Origin of the sequence: Edaphobacter bradus (assembly GCF_025685645.1) — a bacterium.
Taxonomy (GTDB): Bacteria; Acidobacteriota; Terriglobia; order Terriglobales; family Acidobacteriaceae; genus Edaphobacter; species Edaphobacter bradus.
In genome coordinates this window covers 979,724-1,004,753 of the sequence record NZ_JAGSYF010000001.1, presented here as the reverse complement: position 1 = coordinate 1,004,753, position 25,030 = coordinate 979,724, and the positions used below count along the sequence as shown (strand labels likewise).

Annotated in this window: 23 protein-coding genes; 12 read left to right on the top strand and 11 right to left on the bottom strand. The window is 59.1% G+C overall.

Annotation, left to right across the window (positions count from 1 at the left end):
* Positions 1 to 728: 728 nt before the first annotated feature.
* The 5 genes from OHL16_RS04230 to OHL16_RS04210 all read left to right on the top strand — a co-directional run bounded on the left by OHL16_RS04230 (position 729) and on the right by OHL16_RS04210 (position 5,408).
* Positions 729 to 2,360, top strand: coding sequence for a sensor histidine kinase (locus tag OHL16_RS04230; protein ID WP_263365814.1), 1,632 nt, complete (start codon positions 729 to 731; stop codon positions 2,358 to 2,360).
* Positions 2,357 to 3,079 (top strand): response regulator transcription factor, encoded by a 723-nt coding sequence (locus OHL16_RS04225; protein WP_263365813.1) that lies wholly within the window; start codon positions 2,357 to 2,359, stop codon positions 3,077 to 3,079. The genes OHL16_RS04230 and OHL16_RS04225 overlap by 4 nt, the downstream gene beginning before the upstream one ends.
* 211 nt (positions 3,080 to 3,290) lie before the next feature.
* Positions 3,291 to 4,031 carry a PP2C family protein-serine/threonine phosphatase gene (locus OHL16_RS04220; protein WP_263365812.1) on the top strand — a complete coding sequence of 247 codons (741 nt, stop codon included), beginning with the start codon at positions 3,291 to 3,293 and terminating at the stop codon, positions 4,029 to 4,031.
* A gap of 72 nt (positions 4,032 to 4,103) precedes the next feature.
* Positions 4,104 to 4,520 (top strand): hypothetical protein, encoded by a 417-nt coding sequence (locus tag OHL16_RS04215; RefSeq protein WP_263365811.1) that lies wholly within the window; start codon positions 4,104 to 4,106, stop codon positions 4,518 to 4,520.
* 159 nt (positions 4,521 to 4,679) lie between these two features.
* On the top strand, positions 4,680 to 5,408 hold the full coding sequence (locus tag OHL16_RS04210) for a hypothetical protein (protein WP_263365810.1): 729 nt from the start codon (positions 4,680 to 4,682) through the stop codon (positions 5,406 to 5,408).
* A gap of 243 nt (positions 5,409 to 5,651) precedes the next feature.
* On the opposite strand, the gene yihA is transcribed toward OHL16_RS04210, so the two are convergent.
* Together yihA and OHL16_RS04200 are read right to left on the bottom strand one after the other, a co-directional pair.
* A complete protein-coding gene (gene yihA / locus OHL16_RS04205; RefSeq protein WP_263365809.1) occupies positions 5,652 to 6,263 on the bottom strand; it encodes a ribosome biogenesis GTP-binding protein YihA/YsxC in 612 nt (203 codons plus the stop codon).
* A 95-nt stretch (positions 6,264 to 6,358) separates the two neighbouring features.
* Positions 6,359 to 7,213: a hypothetical protein gene (locus OHL16_RS04200; RefSeq protein WP_263365808.1), complete on the bottom strand. Its 855-nt coding sequence runs from the start codon at positions 7,211 to 7,213 to the stop codon at positions 6,359 to 6,361.
* 528 nt (positions 7,214 to 7,741) lie between these two features.
* Here OHL16_RS04200 and OHL16_RS04195 point away from each other — a divergent pair.
* Positions 7,742 to 9,868: an NHL repeat-containing protein gene (locus OHL16_RS04195; RefSeq protein WP_263365807.1), complete on the top strand. Its 2,127-nt coding sequence runs from the start codon at positions 7,742 to 7,744 to the stop codon at positions 9,866 to 9,868.
* 87 nt (positions 9,869 to 9,955) lie between these two features.
* Here OHL16_RS04195 and OHL16_RS04190 read toward each other — a convergent pair whose 3' ends face one another.
* Positions 9,956 to 10,279 (bottom strand): L-rhamnose mutarotase, encoded by a 324-nt coding sequence (locus tag OHL16_RS04190; RefSeq protein WP_263365806.1) that lies wholly within the window; start codon positions 10,277 to 10,279, stop codon positions 9,956 to 9,958.
* Positions 10,280 to 10,489: 210 nt separating this feature from the next.
* Here OHL16_RS04190 and OHL16_RS04185 point away from each other — a divergent pair, with 210 nt between their 5' ends.
* The 3 genes from OHL16_RS04185 (at position 10,490) to OHL16_RS04175 (ending at position 14,723) form a co-directional block, all read left to right on the top strand.
* The gene (locus tag OHL16_RS04185) at positions 10,490 to 11,239 is read left to right on the top strand and encodes an SDR family NAD(P)-dependent oxidoreductase (protein ID WP_263365805.1); all 750 of its coding nucleotides are present in this window, start codon (positions 10,490 to 10,492) and stop codon (positions 11,237 to 11,239) included.
* Between the two features lie 87 nt (positions 11,240 to 11,326).
* A complete protein-coding gene (locus OHL16_RS04180) occupies positions 11,327 to 12,196 on the top strand; it encodes a fumarylacetoacetate hydrolase family protein (RefSeq protein ID WP_263365804.1) in 870 nt (289 codons plus the stop codon).
* Positions 12,197 to 12,419: 223 nt separating this feature from the next.
* The gene (locus OHL16_RS04175; protein WP_263365803.1) at positions 12,420 to 14,723 is read left to right on the top strand and encodes an NHL domain-containing protein; all 2,304 of its coding nucleotides are present in this window, start codon (positions 12,420 to 12,422) and stop codon (positions 14,721 to 14,723) included.
* Here OHL16_RS04175 and OHL16_RS04170 read toward each other — a convergent pair.
* From OHL16_RS04170 to OHL16_RS04135, 8 genes are all read right to left on the bottom strand, one after another.
* Positions 14,720 to 15,448: a ZIP family metal transporter gene (locus OHL16_RS04170; RefSeq protein WP_263365802.1), complete on the bottom strand. Its 729-nt coding sequence runs from the start codon at positions 15,446 to 15,448 to the stop codon at positions 14,720 to 14,722. The genes OHL16_RS04175 and OHL16_RS04170 overlap by 4 nt on opposite strands.
* Positions 15,449 to 15,521: 73 nt before the next feature.
* On the bottom strand, positions 15,522 to 16,070 hold the full coding sequence (locus tag OHL16_RS04165) for a DUF4149 domain-containing protein (RefSeq protein ID WP_263365801.1): 549 nt from the start codon (positions 16,068 to 16,070) through the stop codon (positions 15,522 to 15,524).
* Complete coding sequence (locus OHL16_RS04160; protein WP_263365800.1) at positions 16,040 to 16,897, bottom strand: zinc metalloprotease HtpX; 858 nt, start codon at positions 16,895 to 16,897, stop codon at positions 16,040 to 16,042. The genes OHL16_RS04165 and OHL16_RS04160 overlap by 31 nt, the downstream gene beginning before the upstream one ends.
* An 18-nt stretch (positions 16,898 to 16,915) precedes the next feature.
* Positions 16,916 to 18,172 carry a carboxypeptidase-like regulatory domain-containing protein gene (locus OHL16_RS04155; RefSeq protein WP_263365799.1) on the bottom strand — a complete coding sequence of 419 codons (1,257 nt, stop codon included), beginning with the start codon at positions 18,170 to 18,172 and terminating at the stop codon, positions 16,916 to 16,918.
* Between the two features lie 117 nt (positions 18,173 to 18,289).
* The gene (locus OHL16_RS04150; protein ID WP_263365798.1) at positions 18,290 to 18,568 is read right to left on the bottom strand and encodes a hypothetical protein; all 279 of its coding nucleotides are present in this window, start codon (positions 18,566 to 18,568) and stop codon (positions 18,290 to 18,292) included.
* Complete coding sequence (locus OHL16_RS04145) at positions 18,568 to 19,044, bottom strand: cytochrome c-type biogenesis protein (protein ID WP_263365797.1); 477 nt, start codon at positions 19,042 to 19,044, stop codon at positions 18,568 to 18,570. The genes OHL16_RS04150 and OHL16_RS04145 overlap by 1 nt, the downstream gene beginning before the upstream one ends.
* Complete coding sequence (locus OHL16_RS04140) at positions 19,037 to 21,103, bottom strand: heme lyase CcmF/NrfE family subunit (RefSeq protein WP_263365796.1); 2,067 nt, start codon at positions 21,101 to 21,103, stop codon at positions 19,037 to 19,039. The genes OHL16_RS04145 and OHL16_RS04140 overlap by 8 nt, the downstream gene beginning before the upstream one ends.
* Positions 21,104 to 21,173: 70 nt before the next feature.
* Positions 21,174 to 21,569 (bottom strand): response regulator, encoded by a 396-nt coding sequence (locus OHL16_RS04135; RefSeq protein ID WP_263365795.1) that lies wholly within the window; start codon positions 21,567 to 21,569, stop codon positions 21,174 to 21,176.
* Positions 21,570 to 21,948: 379 nt separating this feature from the next.
* On the opposite strand from OHL16_RS04135, the gene OHL16_RS04130 reads away from it, so the two are divergent.
* The 3 genes from OHL16_RS04130 to OHL16_RS04120 all read left to right on the top strand — a co-directional run bounded on the left by OHL16_RS04130 (position 21,949) and on the right by OHL16_RS04120 (position 24,851).
* Positions 21,949 to 23,742 (top strand): sodium:solute symporter family protein, encoded by a 1,794-nt coding sequence (locus tag OHL16_RS04130; protein WP_263365794.1) that lies wholly within the window; start codon positions 21,949 to 21,951, stop codon positions 23,740 to 23,742.
* A gap of 82 nt (positions 23,743 to 23,824) precedes the next feature.
* Positions 23,825 to 24,079: a hypothetical protein gene (locus OHL16_RS04125; RefSeq protein ID WP_263365793.1), complete on the top strand. Its 255-nt coding sequence runs from the start codon at positions 23,825 to 23,827 to the stop codon at positions 24,077 to 24,079.
* Between the two features lie 46 nt (positions 24,080 to 24,125).
* The gene (locus OHL16_RS04120) at positions 24,126 to 24,851 is read left to right on the top strand and encodes an acyloxyacyl hydrolase (protein ID WP_263365792.1); all 726 of its coding nucleotides are present in this window, start codon (positions 24,126 to 24,128) and stop codon (positions 24,849 to 24,851) included.
* The last annotated feature ends 179 nt before the right edge of the window (positions 24,852 to 25,030 follow it).

Below are 25,030 nucleotides of genomic sequence, written 5' to 3'. Positions count from 1 at the left end.
CCGATGGTGCCCGGAATTGTAGCTTAATTCGAGCGCAGCGAACCTCATTTTTTTGATAGGGAAGTGACATCAGCCGGGTGCCCCATTATGCATGCTTTTGCGCATGAGTGGCACCGCTCAAGAAAGCTCTTACCGCTGCTTTTGTCTGTTCTACGCCGTCATCCTGAACGCAATGACAGCACATGAATGGTCGCCCCGCACACCTCGGTGAGCGCATTGCTCTGTTCGCGCCATCTGACGGTCAATTTCTGGTTTGCCCGTTATCCGGGCGGAATCCAGAAGGCGTGGGGGAGTTCCCAGAAGCTGACTTCGGATCGCTTCGGAAGATTCAGCTCCGCCAGATTCCCGTTGTACAGTTAGCTTCCGTACCTTGCTCATGTGCCTGCTCTCACAATGGCCCACTCAGCGCCCCGCGATGATCTGCGGGATTGATCAGTTCCATAGCGCGGACTACCCTATGAGTATGGCAGAGGTGTGATCTGCTTGATCCGCTCTAAGTATATAGCTAACCAAGCACTTAGGCGTAGAAACCATCTTGCCGGGTCTTCTTTTCTTAAGTTCACAACTTTTTGCAATTTGTTGCGTCTTTGTGACATATCGCCGAGTTTCCTCGCTTATTCTTCAATCCGATGGAAATGGGGAGCCTCTCTCCGAAAGCGCACAGGCGCCTCTCCGAAAGCGCGCTTATGTTGAAGTTTCTAGTTCGGCGTTGGTCCGAGCGCCCACGCATGCTGGTGTTCATGCTGGGAGTTATGCTGCCTGCGGCCGCCCTCATCGTGGCCAATGTAAAGCACCTCAGGACCATACAGCGTGAGAAAGCGATCGAGGCCGTCTTTCAAGTGGAGTATCAAGAGGTCTTAGCTATCGCCGAAAAGCGGATTGATGCGCGCGCTTATGAGATCACCGAGGAAGCCAGGGCGAAATTTCCTGATGCGCACCAGGGTGACGAACTCGAGGCTTTTCTGGCGGCACACCCAGACATTGCGCATACGTTTCTGTGGACCGGGAAAGGCCACCTTGAGAGTCAATCTCAGCCTGATCGGATGAGCGATCCTCAATTTGTTGAAGAAGGCAAGAAGTTCTCATCCATGATGGGGCCTTGGCTTGATCTGGACTCCAGCGACTGGATCGCCAAACTGAAGAAGAGCGAGGCGACCGAAGGGCGGCACGTCTACCTTACCAACCTCTGGGCAACCAGGGGCGACAAGATGCAGTATCAGTCTTTGGTGTTCTTCATGCCTCGCGGTTCTACCGCGGAGCATCCCGCTCTGGCAGGGTTTGTCTACGATACTGACTATCTGAGTAACAAGTTTTTTCCGCAAGCGCTGAACGAGGTGCTGCCAAATCAGAACAAGAACGATACATCCCATCCTCAACCTGTGATCATGGTGCGGACTGCAAAGGAGCACACTCCTTTGGCCGCTTCGATTTGCTGGGATGGAGGTACGCCAGAAGTAGAGCGCAGTTTTGACGGTGTCTTCCCTGGGCTGATCCTGGGAATCAAGCTGCACGGGACTACGATTGCGAACATCAGCAACCACTTTGTGCGGACAGCCTTCCTTATTCTTGGAGCGCTTTCACTGCTGATGGGTGGAGGAATGCTGCTCGCCTATCGAAACGTCGCGCGAGAACTTGCACTGGCGAAATTGAAATCCGATTTTGTCTCGAACGTCTCGCACGAGTTGAGAACACCTCTGGCGCTCATCCGGCTTTACGCAGAGACGCTGGAAATGGGACGCATCGCCAATCCTGTAAAACGTCAAGAATATTACGAGATCATTCGCAAAGAGAGTGAGCGGTTGACTTCGCTGATCAACAATATTCTGGACTTCTCTCGTATTGAGTCAGGCAAGAAGGAATACAGCTTCCGCGAAACCGATGTGGCTGATCTGGTGCGGAGCACGCTGGAATCTTATCGTTTTGAAATCGAGCAGAACGGGTTCCAGTTCGAAGAGAAGATCGACAAGGATCTGCCACAAGTGTGGGTGGATCGCGAAGCGATTGCGCGTTCGCTGCTGAATCTGGTGAACAATGCGGTGAAGTACTCGGCGACAGAGAAATATCTTGGCGTACATCTATACCGGCACAATGGCGGCGTCAACCTTGAGGTCGTGGATCACGGAATCGGCATTCCCGAGAAGGAACAGCCCAAGATCTTCGAGAAGTTCTATCGTGTGTGCGATCCACTGGTGCATAACACCAAGGGAAGCGGACTGGGGCTGTCTCTTGTGCGCCACATCGTGCAGGCTCACGGGGGTGAAGTTGCGGTTGAGAGTGAGCCCGGTCACGGCAGCAAGTTCATCATTACTTTACCGGTGCAGACTTCAGCGGTTCAGCAGGCGAAAGGGATGTCGGCATGAGACAGCAAGAGAAGGCGAAGGTAACTGAAGCGCCGAGGCCAGCGAGAATTCTTGTGGTGGAGGACGAGCCCAATATGGTGGCTGGACTCCGAGACAATTTCGAGTTTGAAGGCTACGAAGTGCTTACAGCGGGCGATGGGATCGAAGGCCTTCGGCGAGCGCTGGAAGAGTCTCCCGACCTTGTGGTCCTGGATGTCATGATGCCCCGGATGAGCGGACTGGAGGTATGCAAGCAGTTACGCGCTCAACGCGGTTCCATCCCGATTATCATGCTGACTGCCCGCGGCCAGGAACTAGACAAGGTGGTGGGCCTCGAACTCGGCGCTGACGACTATGTGACCAAGCCGTTCTCAATCCGCGAGTTGCTGGCGCGAGTGAAGGCCGTGTTGCGACGCACGGCAGTCGTTCCCAAAGATAAGGATCAACACTCCTTCGGTAACGTGGAAGTCGATCTGCGTCGTCGTCGAGTGCTCAAATCAGGCAAGGCTCTCGAGGTTTCCTCCACAGAATTCGAGCTGTTGAAGTATTTCATCTGTCATTCCGGCGAGACTCTGAGTCGTGATCGTCTTCTGGAAGACGTTTGGGGATACGCGAATTACCCATCAACCCGGACCGTGGATACGCACCTGGTACGTCTCCGCCAAAAACTTGAGCCCGATCCCGAACAACCACAGTACTTCCTCACAGTGCATGGAACAGGTTATCGGTTCGTCGGTTAGAGCAGCGATCAGAATCGAAATGGGGTAGATGATGAACGATGGGAGAGCACTACCAAAGAGTAAAGGCAAGTTACGAATCAACGGTGGACTCCGAAGTTACAGCATGCGTCCGTCCTCGATCATGTCGTCGATGCCGCCCCCGCTATCGAGTGTGTCACTACAGGACGAGGTGGACTCACTCCTGCGAGAGAGACTTGATCTCCATTCTCAGTTGTTCGAGGCCGCACAGATCCAGCGCAAACTAAGCGGTCCGCATGAGTTGCGCTACGGCGGTTTACAGTTCGCAAGCGAGGTCTTCGCGGCGCGCTTTCTCTCCGGGGATTTCACGACGTACTTGCAAACCGGTTCCAGGATTCTTGTGGCGCACGGAGACATTGCCGGTAAAGGCGTTGCGGCTGGAATGTGGTTCACCAATCTGGCAGGGCTTTTGCAAAGTTACGGCCGTCCAGATTCTGACCCGGCAAAGATCGCCTCGGAAATCAATCGCCACCTCTGCTATCTGCGCCCAGTTGCGCCGTTCGTAACGGCATTTCTCGCGCAGATTGACTGCCATAGTGGAGAACTAACTTACTGCAATGCCGGCCATTTCCCGCCAATATTGCTTCGCGCCGATGGACGGACTGAGCTGATCGAGAGGGGCGGCCCACTGTTGGGTGCTATCGAAGGTGCGGAGTACGAGTCGGGCGAACTGATTCTAGAACCCGGCGACACGCTTGTCACATACTCCGATGGTGTACTCGAATGCCGCAACACTTCCGAGGAAGAGTTCGGGTTGGATCGGATGCTAGTGGCATTACGACACGCCGAATCGCCATCCGCTCAGGCCACGCTCATGATGCTCCTCGCCACCTTGCAGGACTTCGCGAACGGTAGTCCGCTCTGCGACGACGTCAGTTTGACAGTGATTCAACGCGACGCGAAATGCACCGACATCCGACATCCTGCCGGATGATCCGGTCGGAGTGGCAGACAAGCAAGTTAGTTGATTTACCTTTCGCGGCCGCCGCTATCTTTTGAAGCGGAGTTGAAGACGATTCTGGTCATCCCGCCTTCCACCCAGCCTCCCGCAACCGGAGTAGCATTCGGCCAGGCTGGCGTGTCCATGATGCATTTTGGCGGCACGGGCCATTTCACTCAAGTGGACTTCACCATAGTCAACGGTGTGCCATCCCCCGGCGCCACGAACGAGAATGGTTTCAGGGAAGGGCAGATGAGGACCTACACGGTGAATCCGGACTGCACCGGCAGTGCGGAGATTGATTTTCCTCCACCTCCTGGCGTGACCCCGGGGCAGAGGATCCACCTCAAGTTCGTGATAGGAGACAACGGGAAGCAAATCCACGCCGTGGTTTCAGGCCTGTTCCGGCCAGGCGAAACCAACCCCACGCCCGCCGTAATTCGAAGCGATGGTGTGAAGGTGAAGCAGAGATCTGAAAGGTGAGTCAACGAGAACGACTTGAGACTCTGAAGTCATGGGGGGGCAGGATGAACTCGCATCGATGCGGACCCGAAGTAGCGTTCTTGAACCGTCGGTAATCGCGGGATTGTTCCCGGGTGACGGTCAATACGGAAGGTATGTAGCTGATACGATTCTCTTCGAATGCCCCCGCAAGCCACTCCCGGTGATATCCAACCCCAAATCCTCCGCACCTACACAGTCCTTCACCAACTCCGTCGAGACTGGGGAGGCTCTCTCATCCTCTCCCTCGGACTCGACCCGCAAGGCGCAGCCCTCTCCATAGCCGCTAACGTAGTCGGAGCCGTCTCCCTCGCCGTCGACAACAATCCAACCCACGTCCGTGAGGTAGTCCGCACCGGAGCCTGCGACTTCGTCGTCAACACCCTCGATGAAGCCATCCGGGCCATGAAGAACGAGGTCCGCAAGCACGCCCCGCTCTCAGTTGCCCTCAACGCCGACCCCTTTCTCGCTCTCAACGAGATCGCCGAACGTGGCCTCTCCCCGCAGCTCTTCGCAAACTTCCTCCCCGCCAGCCAGCAAATCTCAGAGGCTGCCATCCACCTTCACTCCCTCGGCGCCGCCCTCATCGACTTCCACGAAGACACCCCGCCTCCCGCCGGCTTTCACAGCAGCCAATCCCTCCTCACCCCACTCCTCAAAGATCAGGGCTGGCAACTCCACACCTTCACCTTCGACACCCCGACCGCCCTCCGCACCTTCGACGCCAAAGCTCTCTCACTCCTCCCCGCAAAAGACTCTCTCCGCCGCCGCTGGCTCGAAGCTGCCCCTCGCATCCTCCAGCGCCAGCGCCCGCCCCACCGAAGCCTCTGGCTCACCGAAGCCGAGAAACAAGCCCTCAAAGAGAGCTGAAGCCCATCTTTCCCACAAAAATTTCTGTCAAGCCCCCAAATCACTCAACTCATTCAAATCTTGATGGTTAGGGTTGGCAGAGTAGTTCCATTCAATTCGCTAAAATAGAAACAGGCTGAAAAAAAGATGACTGAGCCCGGAGACATACGGGGCTCGCTCTCTAACAGAATCTGCACCCGTAAGTCCAGACCTAAACCGTCTATTTCGAAGATTTTGCGCAAAAATGTACCGGGGGAGAGGGGCTCACTCAGCTACGGTCATCAACCGCTGCCAAAGCGCCTTTACCCCGGCGTCGCTCTTCGCGGACACAGGAAGAATCTCCTCCACTCCGTGCTCACGCTTCAGAGCGGCGACATTCTTCGCCAGCACGTTGTTCGAAAGCCGGTCCGCCTTCGTGCCCACAACAACAAAGGGCCGCTGAGTCTGCTTCAGATAGGTTATGAGTTGATGATCGCTAGCCTGCGGAGGGATATTCGTGTCCACCAGGCAGACGCAGAGCGCCAGCGCCTCGCGTTCAGAGAGGTAAGGCTCGATGAACTGCGGCCACTCTGCAGAGATTGACTTGGATATCTTGGCGTATCCATAGCCGGGCAGATCGGCAAATATCAGCGCCGGCCTCACCTTCATCTTGTCGCCTGAACCCTCGTGCAGCGCAAAAAAGTTGATCGCCCGCGTCCGCCCAGGGGTCGAAGACACCCGCGCCTCATTCGATCCCAGCAGCGCATTAATCAACGACGACTTGCCAACATTCGACCGCCCCAGAAACGCGACCTCCGGAGCGCCGAACGTTCTAGCCTCAGAAGGGAAGTGTGCGGCATCGGTCGCCGAGAGCAGAAAGACAGGACGAAATCGCATATCCCAGTCTATCGTCCGCATCCTGAGAGGAGGTTGCCGGCCAACAGAAAAAAGGCACCTGCCCAGGCAGGTGCCCTCCATTTGTCACTCTCGAATCAGGGCTGCGCAGACTCAGCGTGTTCCTTAGGATGAACCGTGATCGTAATCGGACTCTGCAGAGTAAACGACACCACCGACTCAGCCGGGATCACGATGTCCTTGTTGCCCGTCAGCGCAGCTCCCGCTGTACCCGCACCGGCACCCACAAGGCCGCCAATCAAGGCGCCCTTGCCGCCGCCAGCCAGTCCGCCGATCAGCGCACCGCCACCGGCACCGCCGCCAATCAAGCCGGCGGTCCGCTTGCCCTTACCCTTCTGCTGCTGCAAGTAGCTGCTGGTCGTTACCGCGTGTCCGCCGACCGAGAGCAGTTGGATCGCCAGAGTGCCCTCGCCCTTGAACTTACCTTGGCCCTTGGCGGCGACCACGGTACCTTGCACCGGGGTCCCCTTCCTAAAGACGGTCTTGCCGCTTGATGTCGTCATCGCTGCCGCAAGTTCGCCAGTAAACGCGTCGCCGACGTTGCTATTCTTCGCGCTGAGTTGCTGTGTGATGACTACCGACACCTTGGCTCCAGCCGGAACCGTCAGCTTCACCGGCTGAGGCGGTGGGGGTGGTGCTACCGGAGCAGGCGGCGCAGCAGGCGTCACCGCTGCAGCGGGTGCTGGCGTCACCGCCGAAGCGGGTGCTGGCGTCACCGCCGAAGCGGGTGCCGGCGTTACCGCCGGAGCGGGAGCAGGAGCCGATGCGGGGGTACTGGCCGTCGCTGGCTCACCTGCTGCTGGCGGAGCCTGCGGTGTAGCCGACGTACTGTTGCTGGCTGGCGCAGCCGGAGTAGAACTCTTGCATCCACCAACGCAAAGAGCGGCGGTAAAGGCGAGGGTCGCTGCTAGGGATATTTGCTTTGAGAACATAATGCCATCTCCATGAGAGGTGGGTTCGTGGGGCGTTCAAATAGTACTCCCCCATAGAGTCGGTTCGCACGAGCAGAGTTGTCCGGTCCGTGCAAAACAGTCCAGACGAAGCAGATACTCCAGCACTCTCATCCCGGACGGTAAGCTCAGAAGTTGCTATTTTCAATTCCGGAATGCAAAAAGACACTGTTCCATACGCCGGGAATCTGTCAGGATCGTTCCCAAATGGAACTCCCATGCCCCAAAAGTGTCATCCCGATTTACGGGAAAGTGTCATGGGGTGATGGATTGGAAATGGGCCTTCGTCGGGTATCCTCCTCCATGAGATTATGAAAGCTTTTTCGAGCATGGAGTTAGCGTCGCCTCAAGAAGCAGTGATTCGCCGTAAGGACGATTCGCTGCCTGGTTTCATGACTCATTCCACTGTGGGCCCGTCTTGCCGTCGGCCTATGCATCAATCATCCCTGGCTATCTTTGAAACCGCTCTGTAACGCAACCTACAGTATTGACCTTTCGGAGGGAATATTCATGAACCGCAACAATCAAATCCGGCTCGTGGGCTCAAAGCGAAACCTGCTCGCTTTGCTTGCCTCCAGTGCTCTTTTTACGGCTGGTTGCGCAAACATGGTGACGACGGCGCCCTCACTGAATCCTGCAACCTCGGCAACCTTTGGAGGCAAGATCTACGGCGGCAATCAGCCCATCTCCGGTGCCACTGTCAATCTCTATTACGCTGGCCAGAACGGTCTCGGCTCGGGCGATCCTGCCGGCGGGGTCAGCAACGGCGCTGCCATCCTGGCCGCGACGACCACGTCTTCCTCCGATGGCACGGGCTCATTCAGCTTCACAAAGAACGCCACCAATGGCCAGGCCTCAAACGGCAACCAGTTCTCCTGCCCCACTGCGGGCGACCCTATCGTCTATGTCACCGCCCACGGCGGCAACACGCTCAATGACGGTAATGCCAGCGAGAGCAACAGTGCAGCTGCGTTCATCGGAATTTACGGTTACTGCAGTCAGATCAGCAACTCAAACTTCATCAACCTCACTGAAGTAACGACCGTCGCGACCATGGCTGCGATTACGCAGTACTTCAATCCGGTCACCGAGAGCGTCGGTGCCGACGGCATCGGTGCAACAAAGCTCGCCCTCGCCAACACGATTAACACCATCTCGAACTTGGCTGACACCGTCGCGGGAACTGCGCTTACTTCCAAGCAGCTTGTCGGAGGGGGTGGCGTCACCGTGACGGCAACTCCGGAGACCGCCAAGGTCAATACTTTGGCCAACGTCATTTCGGCTTGCGTCAATAACGCGTCATCGAGCGCACCTGCATGCACGACGCTCTTCAACAGCGCGACGCCTCCGGACGTCTCCGTAACTGGCAGACCGTACCACAGTCCAGCATTTACGCCGGCGACTGATACGCTGCAGGCGCTTTATTACATCTTCAGCAACCCCACGAATGGCGGTTCGACAAACCTGCAGAATCTTTACGGTCTCGTACCAGCCGTTGGCGCCCCCTATCAGCCAACTCTTGCCTCCGCTCCAACGGATTGGACGATTGCCATCAACTACAGCAGCACCAGCACCTGCGGCAGCAGCAGTGGCAAATTTATCGGTCAGCCGCAGGACATCAACGTCGACGTCAGCGGCAACATCTGGCTTGCTAACGGAGAGGCCACCAAGGGAAATCTTACGGAGATCTCTTCCAACGGCACACCAAGCGCCTGCGTCTTCCTTGGCGGAGGATCGAAGGGCGGGGCCTCAGTCGATACATCGGGCAACATCTGGTATGCCTCCACCTCCGCGAATACCATCTCCCGGTACAGCCCATCAGGCGGGGCGGTTCTTACCTACACCACAGCAGCTGCTCCGCTCGCGGTCTTTGCCGACGGCGGTTCCAGCAGCAGCGACCAGAACAGTAATATCTACTTCACGACCACCGATGGCTCGCTCTATCTGATTGACGACGGCGCGACTGCAACTACCGCTACAACACCGACCAAGATATCCACAGGCCTGGGTTCCAACCCGATCCACATCTTCGTCGATACCAGCCACAATGTGTGGGTCACCTCGGGAGGCAGTGTCATCTCCCAGATCGTTCCCGCCACAACGGACCCAGGCAACAGCCTAGGCTATCTGAATGGCTTCGCCACCTATCAGACCGGTGTGCCAAACAATACCTATGGCCTTACGGTCAACCATACGGCCAACGTATGGGTCTCTTCCAACGGAACCAATAACAGCATCTATAACCTGACGGGTAGCGGCACGAACTATGCAATCACGTGGTCGACGACAACTGGCCAGGCTGGAATCAACAGTCCCACTGCGATCGCTCTCGATGGCCGTTCCAACGTCTGGGCAATCAACAACACCGCTGATACCGGAACTGGCCTCTACACCGCCAGCGAGGTAAGCGGCGTTGGCAGCAGCCTCACCACCGACGGCACCTCCGGCGGCGGGCGTCAGTTCTCGTCCGCGTTCCTCGTCGGCGGCCGCGCCATCACCGTCGACCAGTCCGGCAACGTCTGGCTCGCAGGCGATGGAACGCCGTCGAGTATCACTGAGATCGTCGGATCGGCCGTCCCCGTCTACCAGCCGTACTCATTTGGCTACAACAATGGCCGTTTCCAGACACTCCCCTAACCGCAAGTTCAACCGCAGACGAAGAGGCCCCGAAGACATCTTCGGGGCCTCTTTACGTTGTCCCCATCTTTAGAGGACAGCCAAAGCCTATTGCTCTGTCAGATGAAACACCTTCTGCATCAGCACCCAACGTTGTTCCGGAGTCGACTGAGGCAGCGGCTGTGCAAACCCTCCCATGATGTCCTCCCACTCCTGGACCTTGGTGTTGGCAGCGTCTGCAGCGGCCTTGGCCGAAAACGAAAAGCTGTCATCGACATCGAGAATCATGAACATTCGCGTGTTGAGCAGATAAATCTCCATGTCCACCACCCCGACGTCGTAAAGGCTCTTTTTGATCTCGGGCCACACATTACGGTGGTACCGTTTGTACTCCGAGATCGCCGTTGCGTCGTCCTTCAAGTCAACTGTCAAACAGTGCCGTGGCATCCTTCCTCCGCATCTTCCTTTTTCAAGGGTGACATCGAGCATCCACCGAGTGAAATTTCAGTTTGAAGGGTATCACTCAGGCACTTGATCGCCCCTCTTGCTGTACGAAAAAGATAGAGAGCACTACAGTATCTGTAGGCGTCTCGCTGGTCGAGTGCGTTATTCTTCTTGTGGGTCAAATCGGTATTTCAACATATGGCAGAAGCGTTTTACCTGGAAAATAAACTTGCCCTCGTCACCGGGGGAGCCAGCGGCATCGGCGCCGCAACTGTTCGCGAACTTGCTCGAGCTGGAGCCCAAGTCCTCATCGCCGACCTTAACCTTTCCGCCGCCCAGGCGCTAGCTTCCGAGCTTCCTCATGCGAAGGCCATCCACATGGATGTCACCGATGCCGCCTCCATTACGGCAGCGCTCGCGGGAGTCCCGCAGCTCGACATCCTCGTCAACAATGCGGGCATCGGCCTCGTCGGCGACATCACCCGCACCTCGGAGGAGGACTTCACTCGCGTCATGCGGGTCAACGTGAACAGCGTCTTTCTCGTCACTCAGGCTGCCTTCCCGCTGCTCCTCACATCCCGCGGATCGATCGTCAACATCGGCTCGGTGGCAGGCTCAGTCGGTGTGAAGCAGCGCTTCGCCTACTGCGCCAGCAAGGGTGCAGTGCAGGCCATGACGCGCCAGATCGCCGTCGACTACCCCAAAGAGCTTCGCGTCAACTGCATCGCTCCCGGCACGGTGCAGACGCCTTTCGTTGAGGGCTATCTCGAGAAGTATCACCCTCACGAAAAGGACAAGATCCGTGCGGAGCTGGTCGCCCGCCAGCCCATCGGCCGACTCGGAACCCCGGAGGACATCGCCTCGCTTGTGCGCTATCTCTGCTCCGCCGAGGCCGAGTTCATCAACGGAGCTGTCATCGCCATCGACGGAGGCTGGACAGCGGCCTGACGTCGAACTGCAGCGCGCCCCACACTTCGGCATGAGCCTCAAACCTGTCTGCGATCTCGCAGTGACATACGCACGGAGCAAAAAGATATGAAGCTGATCACCTTTACCCGTAAGTCGACTGACAAACCCACCCCTGGCGTTCTGCTGCCGGTGCAGGGAAGCGCGACGCACTACGATGTCGTTGACCTCTCAGGCCTTGGTCACCCCACGGTGCTGTCCCTCATCGAGGCCGGCCCCGCGGCTCTCGATGCTGCCCGCGCCGCCAGCGCAACCGCGCCCCGGGTCCCGTTGTCCGACGCTCAGATCCTCGCTCCCATTCCGCGCCCGCCACGCGTCTTCGGCATTGGCCTCAACTACCAGAGCCACGCCGCCGAGTCCAAGATGGCAGTGCAGAAGGTCCCTACTGTCTTCATGAAGCTTTCGAGCGCCGTCGTAGGTCCCGACGTATCCATCATTCTTCCCGCCGTCAGCACGCAACCCGACTACGAAGCCGAACTCGCAGTGGTCATCGGCAAGCCCGGATACCAGATCTCCGCAGCCTCCGCCATGGACCACGTCCTGGGCTACACCATTGCCAACGACGTCAGCGCCCGCGACATCCAGCTTGCTACGTCCCAGTGGACGCTGGGCAAATCCTTCCCCACCTTCTGCCCTCTTGGCCCATCCATCGTTACCGCCGACGAGGTTCCCGACCCACATTCGCTCGCCATCTCGCTTACGGTCAACGGAGAGCTCCTTCAGTCCGCCAATACTCGCGATCTCATCTTCAAGATCCCCGCGCTCATTGAATACATCTCCAGCACTACACCCCTCGAAGCTGGCGACATCATCAGCACCGGCACGCCCGAGGGAGTAGGCCTGGGCCGCACGCCGCCGCGCTGGCTCAAGCCCAATGAAGAAGTCATCGTCACCATCGAAAGGCTGGGGCAACTGCGAAACACCACCGTTGCCGAGTAACGCCTTCCACGGCTGAAACGGCGGACGGCGTCCGTCGCGCACGAGTAAAGAATCTTCGCATCAAATCTGCCTTCAAATCATGTAATCTCAACTCACTCCCATGGGTCCGCAGAGCATTTTCCCCCAAGGACGCAGTAGTGCCGCGCTCCGTCATCTTCTCGTTCTTCTCCTAGTCGCTCCGTGTCTTCTCGCCCAGACACAGGCTACTGCCGTCCCCCTCATTTTGCCATCCGTCATTCTGTTTGACGCACAAGGTAATCTCTACCTCGCCGAGACGGCCAACCACTCGGTCCGCAAGGTAGATACCTCCGGCAACATCACCACCGTCGCCGGTAACGGCGTGCAGGGCTTCTCCGGAGACGGCGGTCCCGCCACTCAGGCACAGCTCGACTCTCCCCAGGGGCTCGCGCTCGACACCTCTGGCCACCTCTACATCGCCGACGCCCACAACAGCTGCATTCGCCGAGTCGATCTCGCCACCGGCCTCATTACCACCGTCGCCGGAGGCAGCACCCCAGGATTCGACGGCGACAACGGCCCCGCCCCCGGCGCGCATCTCAACTTGCCCACCGCGCTTGCCCTCGATGCCAACCAGAATCTCTACATCGCCGACACTCAGAACCACCGCATTCGCAAAATTACACCCGGCGGCATCATTACAACCGTCGCCGGCAACGGCACACAAGGCTTCTCCGGTGACAACGGCGCAGCCACCGCCGCCAGCATCGACTCCCCCTCCGGGCTCGCCCTTGATTCGCGCAAGAACCTCTACATCGCCGACTCCCGCAACCACCGCATTCGCCGAGTCGACGCAATCACTGGCATCATCGATACCATCGCAGGCACCGGCATCGGGGGCTTCTCCGGTGACGACTCCCAAGCCAGCGCCGCCACCCTCGCACTCCCACGCGGCATCACCATCGATCCATCCGGCAACCTCTACATCGCCGATTCGCAGAACCACCGTATCCGCCGCATTGACGCTGTCACCGGCACGATCACCACCCTCGCAGGCGACGGCACCCAGAGCTTCTCCGGCGACGCAGGCCCTGCGGCCGCGGCCTCGCTCAACGACCCACGCTCCGCCGCGCTCGCGCCCACTGGCCTCCTCGCATTAGCTGACACCGGCAACCAGCGCGTGCGTCAGATCGCCTCCGACGCGACCATACGCACCTTCGCCGGCCTCGGGGCATCCGTTCCTGGAATCCTTACCCTCACGGCTCCCTCGGTTATTCCTTACGGAAGCGGACACCTCAGCGCAACCCTTGCGACCTCGACCGCTGCATCCGGCTCCATCACCTTCCTCGACACCTTCAACGCCAACACAACAACTCTCGGCGCGGCGAACCTCTTAGCCAACGCCGCTACACGTGACCTCTCCACTCTTCCCGCCGGCTTACACGCCCTCTCCGCGACCTACTCCGGCGACCAGTTCCACGCCCCGGCGCACAGCAACACTCTTTCGCTCACTATCTCACCCTTGCAGCTCGCAGCAATCGTCACCCCCGCTACTTTGCTCTACGGGCAGCCCATTCCTACGCTCACCGGAGTCATCACTGGTGTCCTCCCACAGGACGCGGCCCGTATCACCGCAACCTTCACTACTACTGCTGCCAACCTGTCCCCCGTAGGCTCCTACTCCGTCACCGCGCTTCTCTCGGGCCCCGCAGCAGGGAACTACACTATCGCTCCAATCCCTAACGTGGCCATTACTCCGGCGCCAACCCTGATCACTCTCACCACGCCCACAACCACCATCGCCGCTGGACAGTCCCTCACCCTCACTACACACGTTGCCAGCACTACCACCGGAAGCCCCACAGGCACAGTCACCCTGACCATCGACGCTATCCCACAACCCGCCATCACCATCGCCTCCACGGGAGATGCTGCCTTCACCACCAGCGCTCTCTCCCTCGGAAACCATACTCTTACCTCCCAGTACAGTGGCGACGCCAACTTCCTGCCCAGTTCTTCCGCCGCATCTTCGCTCGCCGTATCCGCAACGGCGTCACCCGCCGATTTCACCCTCGCGACGGCCGGGGCCACAAGCCAGACCGTCGTCAGCGGCAACTCCGCCACCTTCACCTTCACAGCCCAGCCTCAGGGAACACTCACCAGCCCGATCACGCTCGCAGCCTCAGGCCTGCCGCCTTTCGCGACCGCTGCCTTCAATCCTTCGTACATCCCACCTGGCTCCGCCTCCACTACTTTTAACCTCACCATCGCGACTCCCAGGAGCACCGCGTTCCAACCGGCGGTGGCGCCCGCACCCATTGCTCTAGCAATTCTGGCGCTGCCTCTAATCCCGCTCACTCGCCGCAGGAAGCAGCCTCTGCGAATCCTCTGCGTCGCAGCGATCCTCACATCCACATTCCTATCTGGCTGCGGAGACCGCATCAATACCGGCGCGCGATCAGCCAACGGCACCACTGCCTACACCATCACCGTCACCGGAACAGCTACCACCCCATCCGGCACCGCTCTACAGCACTCCGCAAGCGTCGTGCTTGTCCTGCAGAACTAGAACGGCCCGAGCAGCCTCGCCACAAAGAACACCACGACGCCGAGAAAGAAGACCAGCGCCATCCTGACCCCCGGTTCGCGGTTGACCTCCGGCACAAGATCTGTCGCTGCGACATAGATCGTCACACCTGCCGAAAGCGGCAATCCGGCCAGCACCCACTTCGGCTCAAGATTGATCACCAGCACACCCAGCACCGTCGTCGCACCTAGTACCATCGCTGAGTTCAGCGCCGCCTGCCGCCCTCGCCCACCCGCCAGCATCACACTCGCAACCGTGAAGCCTTCGGGAATCTTGTGCAGAAATACGGCAACAAAGATTAGCCATCCCAGCCAGTGCGAGAGCGCGAATCCCGAGCCGATCGCAATTCCGTCGAAGAACGTATGCGCCGCCAGGCCTAGCAGCACCGAGTAGCTCGTTCTCGCTGAAAGAAACTCATGCTCGTGCGTCTCTTCGCCAAAGTGAAAGTGCGGCACCAGCGTGTGCTCCAGCAGATGCACGCCGCAATACCCCAGCAGCACAAGCAGGGGAGCCCACTTCGCATTGATCCGTACTGCCTCCGGCACCATCTCAAGCAGCGCCGCAGCCAGCATGAAACCCGCACCCAGAGCGACAAAGTAGCGCAGCGACTTCGCCGAAGGCGAACGCCGCACCAGCAGCACTCCTCCTACATAGTCCGCCAGCCCGGCCACCAGTCCTAGTCCCAGGCTCAGCCACAGAGCGGGCATTATTGGCCTCGACGGCACACGCCATCAGCGGCCGCGTCGCACACAAAGGCGGACAAGGAAGTCATGTCAGTCGTCATATCTCCCTGATTTTACCCGTCCCGGGCCACTGGGACTCGCGGGCCAGCACCAGCACCACGCCAATCCCGCAGAGCAATACAAGCCCCTCCAGCCGCTCTGAGTACTTATGCAGCCGCTCAAAGTCCATTCGCGCCGGGCTCTCCGCATCCGCAGTTTCAATTACGCCACCGGCTGCCGTGCGGTCCCGCTCCATCGCCGGCAGGATCCGGAACTGCGAGTAGGCCGTGAGAGCCAGCATGATTCCTGTCAGCGCCATCTCGATCGCAAAGCTCGCACGCGCCATCACCTCAGCGCGAAGCCACAGAGCTCCCGTCGCGATGTAAAACAGCACCCCGCCAATCAGCCCGATCCAGTGCAGCACGCTTAGCGTGCCGCCCACTACCAGGCCCGCCTCATGCGTGCTCGGTAGCCGGTGAAACGCTACCGGAGCCACCACAAACGCAAAGAACATGAGCCCGCCGACCCATGCCACCATCGCCATCAACCGCAGCGCCCGGAGTATCCCTTCGACCACTAGACCAGGTCCCTTCCGATCAGCCGCCATATCCGTTCCTTGATCGGCGGATGCGTCGAGAACAGATTTGCGAACCCTCCGCTCCCCAGCAGCGGAGCGACAATAAACAGATGCGCCGTCGTCGGCGAAGCCTGCATCGGAATCCGCCGCGAGTAGTCATCCAGCTTCTGCAGCGCGCGCGCCAGCGCGTACGGATTTCCTGTCTCCTTCGCTCCCGTCGCATCCGCTTCATACTCACGCGACCGTGAAACCGCGAGCTGAATCAGCGTCGCCGCGATCGGCGCCAGAATCAGCATCAGCAGAGCGCTGATCCCGCCGCCGCCCCGCTCGCGACTGCTGCTCCCGCCTCCGTAGCCGCCGAACAGCGAAGCAAAGTAGCCCATCCGCGCCACCATCGTGATCGCGCCGGCCAGTGTCGCCGCAACAGAGCTCGTCAGAATATCGCGGTTCTTCACGTGCCCCAGCTCGTGCGCCAAGACGCCCTCCAGCTCTTCATCATCCAGTAGCCGCAGAATCCCATGGGTCACCGCAACCGAGGCATGCTTCGGATTCCGTCCCGTCGCAAACGCGTTCGGAGATTCCGTGGGAATCACATAGATCTTTGGCATCGGCAGTCCCTGTCTTGCCGCCAGCCGCTCGACCACGTCATACGCTCGCGGCAACTGTTCCCGCGTCACCGGCTGCGCCCGGTACATGGCCAGCGCCAGCTTGTCCGAGAAGAAGTAGGTCCCAAAGTTGAAGACAACCGACAGCAGAAATGCCAGCACCATCCCATTCTGTCCGCCGAAACGCCCGCCAACGAAGATCAGCAGCAGAGTCAGTGCAACCAGCAGAAACGTCGACTTCAGCGTATTCATCGGAATACTCCTTTAGACCTAGACCACCGGTCCCGTACCATCAGACGCACTGCTGCCGCGTTCGTTGCGAGCCAACGCCCGCCGCAGCACGATCTCCAGCGCAGCCTTCTGCTCGGCGTACTCTTTTTCTCCCAGCCGTCCCTGCAGTCTGTCTGTCTCGACGGCAAACAACTCTTCCTTCAAGCTCGCGAGCAGGGAATTTCCGCCAATCACGCCAGTTCCCACCGCCAGCGGAGCAGTAGTCTGCGATGTGTTGCCCTTCAGCATCACGCCAGCGCCGGATGCCATAGCAAGCCCCAGGGCGCCCAGAATCCACCACTTATACTTGGCCCACGGATCGTTCGTTCCCTGAGGATCGATCGGATTCCCAAGGCCACCTCCCGGACGCGTATCCGTCGCCGCCGTCCCTCCACCGCTCTGCGCCGCTGTATCTGCCCCAGTCGCGCCGTTCGCGCCATCCTGCTGGTTTGCCTGTTGCTGGTCTCGCGGAAGCTGCCCGTTCCCCGAAACCGTAAACTCCAGCGGCTGGGCAGGGGTCACATTCCGCGCCACGAACGTCTGAGCCGTCGTCTCCTCCGTCACCGGCGAGTAGGGCGCAGACGCGCCCGGCTTGAACGTCATGCTCTTCGGCATCATGATCGCAACTGTATCCGTAGTCATCAGTACTTTCGGCGTGAACCTGAAGCTGCCGTTATAGGGAAGCCGGTACGTCACCTGAAACCGCGTCTCTCCTGGCCGGATCGGAAAGATAAACGCGAAGTGGTTCGGATCGCCCAGCGGCATCGGTGAAGCCTGCACCGGCATCCCTCCGGGGGCCAGCGCCGCCGAACCCTCCACCACCGCTCCCGGCGGCAGATAAAACTCAAACGGTCGCTCGCCGAACTGCGTCCGTGGCGGAGTGGACTCGTTCTTCACAAAGAAATTCTCCACAACGCGCAGCCCATTGCCGCTCTCATCGCTCTGGATGCGCATCACATCCGCCTCGCCGCTCACGCCCTGCACCTTGGCCGCGGCGTTGAAGACCTCAATCTCCACCGACTGCGTTCCCGGAGGCGCGGGCCGAAAGTAGTTCGCCTTGTCGTGCGTCACGCGCACCAGATGAAGCCCCGGATCAGGCACATCCAGCGTGAAACGTCCCTTCGCATCCGTCTTCGTGCGGGTCGATTCCTGCATGCCCTGCTGGAGCCTGATCAGAACAACATCGTCCCCTGCGGCAGGCTTGTTGGTGGTCTTGTTCGTGACAGTTCCTGTGATGGTCTCGGCTGAAGCAAACACAGCAAACAAAGCTGTTACGGCAGCAACTTCAAGCAAACGTCGAAGGGAAGGGAAAGAGCGGCTCACGCCCTAAGTTTACGCTAAAGCAGGCATAGAGCGGACGAACCGCAACCCACACTAACGCACCGGCGTAGCACGCTCCAGCATCTCCATCTCCGCAATCACGCGCGCAGCCTCGTCTTCAAGGTTCGCCCGCTGCTCCGCGTAGTCCTGCTCGGGATACTTCCCGGCCAGATACTCGAAATTCAGGTCGCGCAGATTCTCGTAGATCGCATCCTTCCGCTCGCGCAGATAGTCCACCCGTGTCTTCTGCCGCTGCACGAAGAAGCTCCGCTCAGGCCAGAAGATGTAGGCAAACATCGCCGCCGTCAGCACAAGTCCCGCAATCGCGCCCATCAGTATTGTGTCTCCCGCCGAATCCTCTCGCGCAGCTCATCCCCCACAACCGGAGCAGCATCCGCAGGCGCATGAGCCGCACTCCGCCGTTTCCAGAACACAACTAGAAATCCTGTCCCCACCGTCGCCAGCAGAAACACCGCTACCGGAGTGATCCACGCGACATTATCAAAGCCGCCCCGAATCGGCGCCGCCAGGATCGTCGGCCCATACTTCGCCGAGAACCAGTTCATCACCGCCGCATCCGGTCCGCCGCCTGCAATCTGCTGCCGCAGCTCGCCAATCATCCTGGTCGAGTCCGGGCAGCCTACATGATTGCACTCCAGCAAAATCTGTCCGCATCCGCAGGCGCACATCATCTCGTGCCCAATCCGGTTGAACCGCGACTCCGAATCGCCCGCGCCCAGCATTACCACTGCCAGCAGGCACACCGCCGCACCCTGCATCCAGCGCTTAAGTCCAATGCGTCTAAGCATGATGCACCTCCGCCTCGACCACTGGCGCCACCACGGTAGCCCGCGCCCGCGCCAAACCCGGAGCCAGACTTGGCGCAAGGGCAAGGAACGTCCCCGCGACAACAATCAGCACGCCAATCCATATCCAATTAATCAGCGGGTTCAGAAACACTTTGATAATCGGCCTGCCCGTATCAGGATTCTTCCCCTCATAGATCACGTATAGATCGCGCTCAAGCGTCGAGTGCAGCGCCACCATCGTCGAGCTCGTCTGGCTCGCAATGTAGAAACGTCGCTCCGGAGCAAGCTGCGTAAGCTTCTTGTCGCCTTTGAAGACGTCCAGCAACGCATACTCCGTGTCGTAGTTCGGGTTGCTCTCCTGCGTGAAGCTCTGGCACACCAATCTGTACGGCCCCAGCCGCAGCGTGTCCCCGAAGCCCATCTCCTGCTCGCGTGCCTGATTGAACGCGCCGCCCGCAATCCCGATAAACATCACGACAATGCCGAAGTGAACGATGTACCCGCCATACCGCCGCGTATTCCGCCGCACCAGCAGCACCGTCGAAGCAAACAGATTCCTGCCCGTCTGCGTACTCACCACCGCCGCGCCGCGCAGAAACTCCGAGGCAATCGCCGTAATCACGCCCGCCGCCAGCGTGAACGTAATCAGCGAGAAAAACTCCGCCCGCATATCGTCGCCCGCGCTCCACGGCCGCACGCCCACGGCGATCAGCACAACCAGCGCCGCGAGCATCGCGATCCCAGGCAGAACAAAGTTCCGCCGGATCGTCCGCAGCGAGGTTGATCGCCACGCCAGCAGCGGCCCAATGCCCGTCAGGAACAGTAGAAAGATCCCGATCGGCAGGTTCACCCGGTTATAAAACGGAGCCCCCACCGTCACCTTCGATCCCTGCACATACTCGCTCAGAACAGGGAACAGTGTCCCCCACAGCACTGTGAAGCATGCCGCCAGCAGAATCATGTTATTGAACAGAAAGCTCGACTCTCTGCTAACCAGCGACTCCAGCCGGTTTTCGCTCTTCAGATGGTCCTTCTGCTTGAAGAACGTAAACAGGCACACCGCAAACGCAACCAGGATGAAACCGTAGAACCATGCACCGATCGCACTCTGCGCGAAGGCATGCACCGAGCTCACAATTCCCGACCGAGTGAGCAGTGTTCCCAGAATCGTCAGCAGAAACGTGGAGAAGATGAGCCACACGTTCCAGCTCTTCATCATCCCGCGCTTCTCTTGCATCATCACCGAGTGCAGAAATGCCGTCCCAGTCAGCCATGGCATCAGGCTCGCGTTCTCCACCGGGTCCCACCCCCAGTAGCCGCCCCATCCAAGTACGCTGTACGCCCAGTGGGCTCCCAGAAAGATTCCGCACGTCAGAAACAGCCACGTCACCATCGTCCACCGGCGCGTGATGTGGATCCATTTCTCGCCTGGATACCGCATCATCAGCGCGCCCAGCGCAAACGCAAACGGGACAGAAAACCCAACGTAGCCCAAATACAGCATCGGCGGATGGATCACCATCTCCGGATACTGCAGCAGCGGATTCAGCCCGAAGCCGTCCTTCGCCACCGGTCCCGGTTGAATCGCAAACGGCGGAGCCGCAAAGTTCAGCAACAGCAGAAAGAAGACCTGCACGCCCGCCAGAATCGTCGAGGCATACGCCGAGAGCTGTACGTCCACTTTATGCCGCAGCCGCAGCACAAACCCGTATGCCGAGAGCAGCCAGGCCCAAAGGAGCAGCGAGCCCTCCTGTCCGCTCCACAGCGCGGAAAACTTGTATGCCGTATTCAGGTCCCTGTTTGTGTGATGGAGGATGTACGAGACCGAATAGTCATTCGTGAAGGAGGCCCACACCAGCGCAAACGCAGCGCCCGTCAGTGCGACAAAGCTGCCGATTCCCGCACGCCGGGCTGTCTCGCCCAGCCGCCCACTGCCATCGTTCTGACCAGACTTTGCGCGCCACAGAGCCAGTCCGCCCATCACCATGGCATACGCGCTTAAAACCAGAGCCAGAAGCAGGGCGTAGCTACCAAACTCCGGCATGGGGTGTTGTTGCATGGATTCCTCCACCCCATTCTCTCAGCCGTAGCTTCGAAACCGCAAACCGCCTGCTTCGAATACCGAATCATCACCCGGCTTCGCGCAGTCTTTCGCTCCGCACCGAACTAACCAAGGTATGTACGCTCTCCAGCAGGGAATCAGGCTGCAGCGGCTTCACCCGGAACTCCACATCCAGCCCCTCATACTCGGCCTCAGCCTCCTCCAACCCGCTGATCACCAGCACGGGAAGATGAGGCCGCAGCTTCCTTAACTCGCGCACAAAGGTTGCGCCGTTCATTCCCGGCATGATGTGGTCGGTAATCACCAGTTGGATATCAAGTGGGAACTCGTCTTCGCGAAACTGTTCAAGCGCACGCCCTGGGTTTAACGCCGCAATCACGCAATAGCCGGCCCGCTTCAGGATCGTCTGCCGAGTAACGGCCTGCACCGCATTGTCATCAATCAGGAGAAGAGCCTCAGTCATTGCCAACTACTCCAAGGAGATAAGAACCTCACGACGTGTCCATCATCAGAAAGGAAGAGTTCCGAAAAACTCGTGGACACAAAACGATGCATATCTAAATCATTTCAGCCGCCTTTCGCTCCGGCTCTCTGCCAGGTTGCGGAGTCTGTTGCGGACTCATGAATAGGATGCTTCGTTTTTATCATCGAGTTTTCCCATGTGACCCTTAAATTGTGCGGAACACTTTGATGCCTCTCAACTTGCAATTCTTCATCTTTGGCCATGCAAGTGCTGTAGATCGAATACGACACAGTCGGGGGAATGCTGGACGAAGCCCTGCAAACGATTTACAGTTGGCCGAAGTAAGTTGATTTATTCGTTCTCTCCGAAGGGCTTGACCGTGAATTTATCTACTGTCGACTGGCTCATAATGCTGGTCTACTTCGTCTTCGTTCTGGGGATCGGTTTTGCCCTTAAGCGCTACATGCGGACCTCGAACGACTTCTTCCTCGCCGGCCGCTCCATGCCGGCCTGGGTCTGCGGTCTCGCCTTTATCTCTGCCAACCTCGGCGCGCAAGAGGTCATCGGCATGGGAGCCTCCGGCGCGAAGTACGGCATCAACACCAGCCACTTCTACTGGATCGGCGCCATCCCCGCCATGATCTTCGTCGGCATCTTCATGATGCCCTTCTATTACGGCTCCAAGGCCCGCTCTGTGCCGGAGTATCTCCGCCTCCGCTTCGACGAAAAGACCCGCGCCGTCAACGCCTTCTCCTTCGCCTGCATGACCGTGCTTAGCTCCGGAATCTCCATGTACGCGATGGCGCTGCTCATTCAGACGCTTGGCCTCTTCCGCGGGATCATTCCTGACGCCTGGATATTTCACGTCTCCATCCTCCTCTCGGCCGTCATCGTTCTCGGCTACATCTTCCTCGGCGGACTCACCAGCGCCATCTACAATGAGGTCCTTCAGTTCTTCCTCATCGTGGCCGGTTTCGCTCCTCTCGTCTGGATCGGACTTCGCAACGTAGGCGGCTGGCAGGGGATCAAACACACTCTCCCCACCAGCATGACGCGCTCCTGGCACGGCATGGCGCATGCCAGCACCAACACCCTCGGTGTCGAGTGGATCGGCCTCTCCATGGGGCTCGGCTTCGTCCTCAGCTTCGGATACTGGTGCACCGACTTCCTCGTCATCCAGCGCGCCATGGCCGCGGACTCTGAAGCGTCTGCCCGCCGCGTTCCGCTTATCGCTGCCATCCCCAAGATGTTCTTCCCGTTCCTGGTGATCCTGCCGGGACTCATCGCTGTCAGCATCACCTCGCACGCCGCGCCAAGCCCGGCCGCCACCGTCGCCAGCACATCAGCGACGATCCCTCTTGATGCGCAACACCCCCACGGCATCATTCCGCAGAAGACAGATGCAATCAGCGGCAACCCAGTCGTCGACTCCGACGGCCAGCCCGTCTACAACTACGACCTCGCGATTCCGGTCATGCTCCTCCGCTTCTTCCCGACCGGCATCCTCGGCCTCGGCCTCACCGCGCTGCTCGCGAGCTTCATGTCCGGCATGGCCGGCAACGTCACGGCCTTCAACACCGTCTGGACCTACGACATCTACCAGGCCTACATCAACAAGAAGGGCACCGACGCGCACTACCTCTGGATGGGCCGCATGGCGACGATAGGCGGCATCGCTCTCTCCATTGGCGCTGCCTACGCCGCCACCAACTTCAACAACATCATGGACGCGCTGCAGCTCGTCTTCTCCTTCGTCAACGCGCCCCTCTTCGCGACGTTCCTGCTCGGCATGTTCTGGAAGCGCACCACCGGCCACGCGGCGTTCATTGGCCTCATCTCCGGGACTGTTGCCGCGCTCCTCCACCACGGTCTCACCCTCCCGGACGACGTTTCGCGCGGCATCCACGGCGGCTGGATCACCGTCCTCCATCGCTACCCCAGCGACATGGCGCAGAACTTCTGGTCAGCCATCTTCGCCTTCTCGACCAACTTCATCCTCACGGTCGCAATCAGCCTCGTCACCAGGCCGCGGCCCGAGGAAGAGCTCGTCGGCCTCGTCTACTCGCTCACTCCCAAGCCGCTTGAGACTGACCTCGAGTGGTACCAGAAGCCCGCCACGCTCGCCGTTGCGGTTCTCGCCATGCTCGTCATCCTCAACCTCGTCTTCGCTTAGTTTGTTTGTCATTCTGAGCGAAGCGAGGAACCTTCCGCATTTTCGCATTTGTTGTTGCAGCTGCTTACGCAAAGGAAACCTAATGGGACTCGACATCCGCATCCCCCTCGGACTCATCTTCCTCATCATCGGAGGCATGATGAGCCTCTACGGCCTCTTCACCCGTGGCTCTGCCATCTACGAGAAGTCGATGGGGCTTGATCTCAACCTCGGCTGGGGACTCATCATGTTTTTCTTCGGCGTCGTCATGTTTTTTATTGGCCGCCGCCAAAAGTGGCAGGACGCTCCCGTCAACCCCCGCCCCTGGGAGCGTGAAGGCGGAGCACCACGTCACTAACTTTTTCTTTCTAAATTGAGAGAGCTGCAGGTACTGTAGAGAACACATGAGACTCTCTCGTCTGGTTGCAGTTCTCCTGGTTGCGCTTGGCGCAGGACTCTCACAGGCTCAAGACGTTCCGTCCTACTCCTTCCATCGATCTGTTTCCGTATTCGCGGAATACTCCAACACCTCTAGCCACATCTTTCTCGGAGTGTCACAGGATCGCCGCCTCATGGCCCTTGGGCTTACCTTCTCGCAACGTCTTCTGCATACGCGCTATGCCGACTGGACCTACGCGCCAGAGGTCCGCCCCTTCACTCTTATCCAGGAGCCCGTCCTGACGCAGACCATTCTTTCGACCAGCTCCGGCTTCTCGCAGTCCTTGCCGACGGACCGCGCCTGCAAGGCTGGTGTCTATGTTGTTCCGACAGACCCCAACACCGGATCTCCTGGATATACCTACAGCCAAACCTGTAGCACCCGCTGGACCTATGCTGGAGGGATCAGCCCCCTCGGCCAACGCATCAATTTCGCGCCCCGCAGCCGGATCCAGCCCTTCGTCGTTGGCAACGCCGGTTTTCTCGTCTCGCCTCGCGATGTGCCTGTCAATAACTCCTCCCGCTTTAATTTCACCTTCGAATTCGGCGGAGGCTTCGAGTTCTTCCGCGACCATCATCATTCGTGGTCAGCGGAGTACAGGCTTCATCACCTGTCAAACGACTACACGGGTTACTACAATCCCGGCATTGACAGTCAAATCATAAAGCTCACTTGCTCATTGAGCAGGTGACTGTCGCCACGTAGCAGAAGAAATCGAGCTGGCAAAGGATTAACGGCCGGCTCAGAAATTTTCAATCATCCAGACGTTGCGATCGAAACTTCCGCCTGCTACCGCAAGTTGACGCCCGTCCGGAGAGTGAATTCCCCAGGTAGTACCGGACCCAGTTGCCTGCCAAAGAATACGTGCAT

Excerpts from the sequence above, each read along its gene's own strand:
- OHL16_RS04230 (WP_263365814.1), top strand. The coding sequence starts at position 729 with ATGCTGGTGTTCATGCTGGGAGTTATGCTGCCTGCGGCCGCCCTCATC.
- OHL16_RS04225 (WP_263365813.1), top strand. The coding sequence starts at position 2,357 with ATGAGACAGCAAGAGAAGGCGAAGGTAACTGAAGCGCCGAGGCCAGCG.
- OHL16_RS04210 (WP_263365810.1), top strand. The coding sequence starts at position 4,680 with ATGCCCCCGCAAGCCACTCCCGGTGATATCCAACCCCAAATCCTCCGC.
- yihA (WP_263365809.1), bottom strand. The coding sequence starts at position 6,263 with ATGCGATTTCGTCCTGTCTTTCTGCTCTCGGCGACCGATGCCGCACAC.
- OHL16_RS04200 (WP_263365808.1), bottom strand. The coding sequence starts at position 7,213 with ATGTTCTCAAAGCAAATATCCCTAGCAGCGACCCTCGCCTTTACCGCC.
- OHL16_RS04195 (WP_263365807.1), top strand. The coding sequence starts at position 7,742 with ATGAACCGCAACAATCAAATCCGGCTCGTGGGCTCAAAGCGAAACCTG.
- OHL16_RS04185 (WP_263365805.1), top strand. The coding sequence starts at position 10,490 with ATGGCAGAAGCGTTTTACCTGGAAAATAAACTTGCCCTCGTCACCGGG.
- OHL16_RS04180 (WP_263365804.1), top strand. The coding sequence starts at position 11,327 with ATGAAGCTGATCACCTTTACCCGTAAGTCGACTGACAAACCCACCCCT.
- OHL16_RS04170 (WP_263365802.1), bottom strand. The coding sequence starts at position 15,448 with ATGCCCGCTCTGTGGCTGAGCCTGGGACTAGGACTGGTGGCCGGGCTG.
- OHL16_RS04165 (WP_263365801.1), bottom strand. The coding sequence starts at position 16,070 with ATGGCGGCTGATCGGAAGGGACCTGGTCTAGTGGTCGAAGGGATACTC.
- OHL16_RS04160 (WP_263365800.1), bottom strand. The coding sequence starts at position 16,897 with ATGAATACGCTGAAGTCGACGTTTCTGCTGGTTGCACTGACTCTGCTG.
- OHL16_RS04150 (WP_263365798.1), bottom strand. The coding sequence starts at position 18,568 with ATGGGCGCGATTGCGGGACTTGTGCTGACGGCGGCGATGTTTGCCTAC.
- OHL16_RS04145 (WP_263365797.1), bottom strand. The coding sequence starts at position 19,044 with ATGCTTAGACGCATTGGACTTAAGCGCTGGATGCAGGGTGCGGCGGTG.
- OHL16_RS04140 (WP_263365796.1), bottom strand. The coding sequence starts at position 21,103 with ATGCAACAACACCCCATGCCGGAGTTTGGTAGCTACGCCCTGCTTCTG.
- OHL16_RS04135 (WP_263365795.1), bottom strand. The coding sequence starts at position 21,569 with ATGACTGAGGCTCTTCTCCTGATTGATGACAATGCGGTGCAGGCCGTT.
- OHL16_RS04125 (WP_263365793.1), top strand. The coding sequence starts at position 23,825 with ATGGGACTCGACATCCGCATCCCCCTCGGACTCATCTTCCTCATCATC.
- OHL16_RS04120 (WP_263365792.1), top strand. The coding sequence starts at position 24,126 with ATGAGACTCTCTCGTCTGGTTGCAGTTCTCCTGGTTGCGCTTGGCGCA.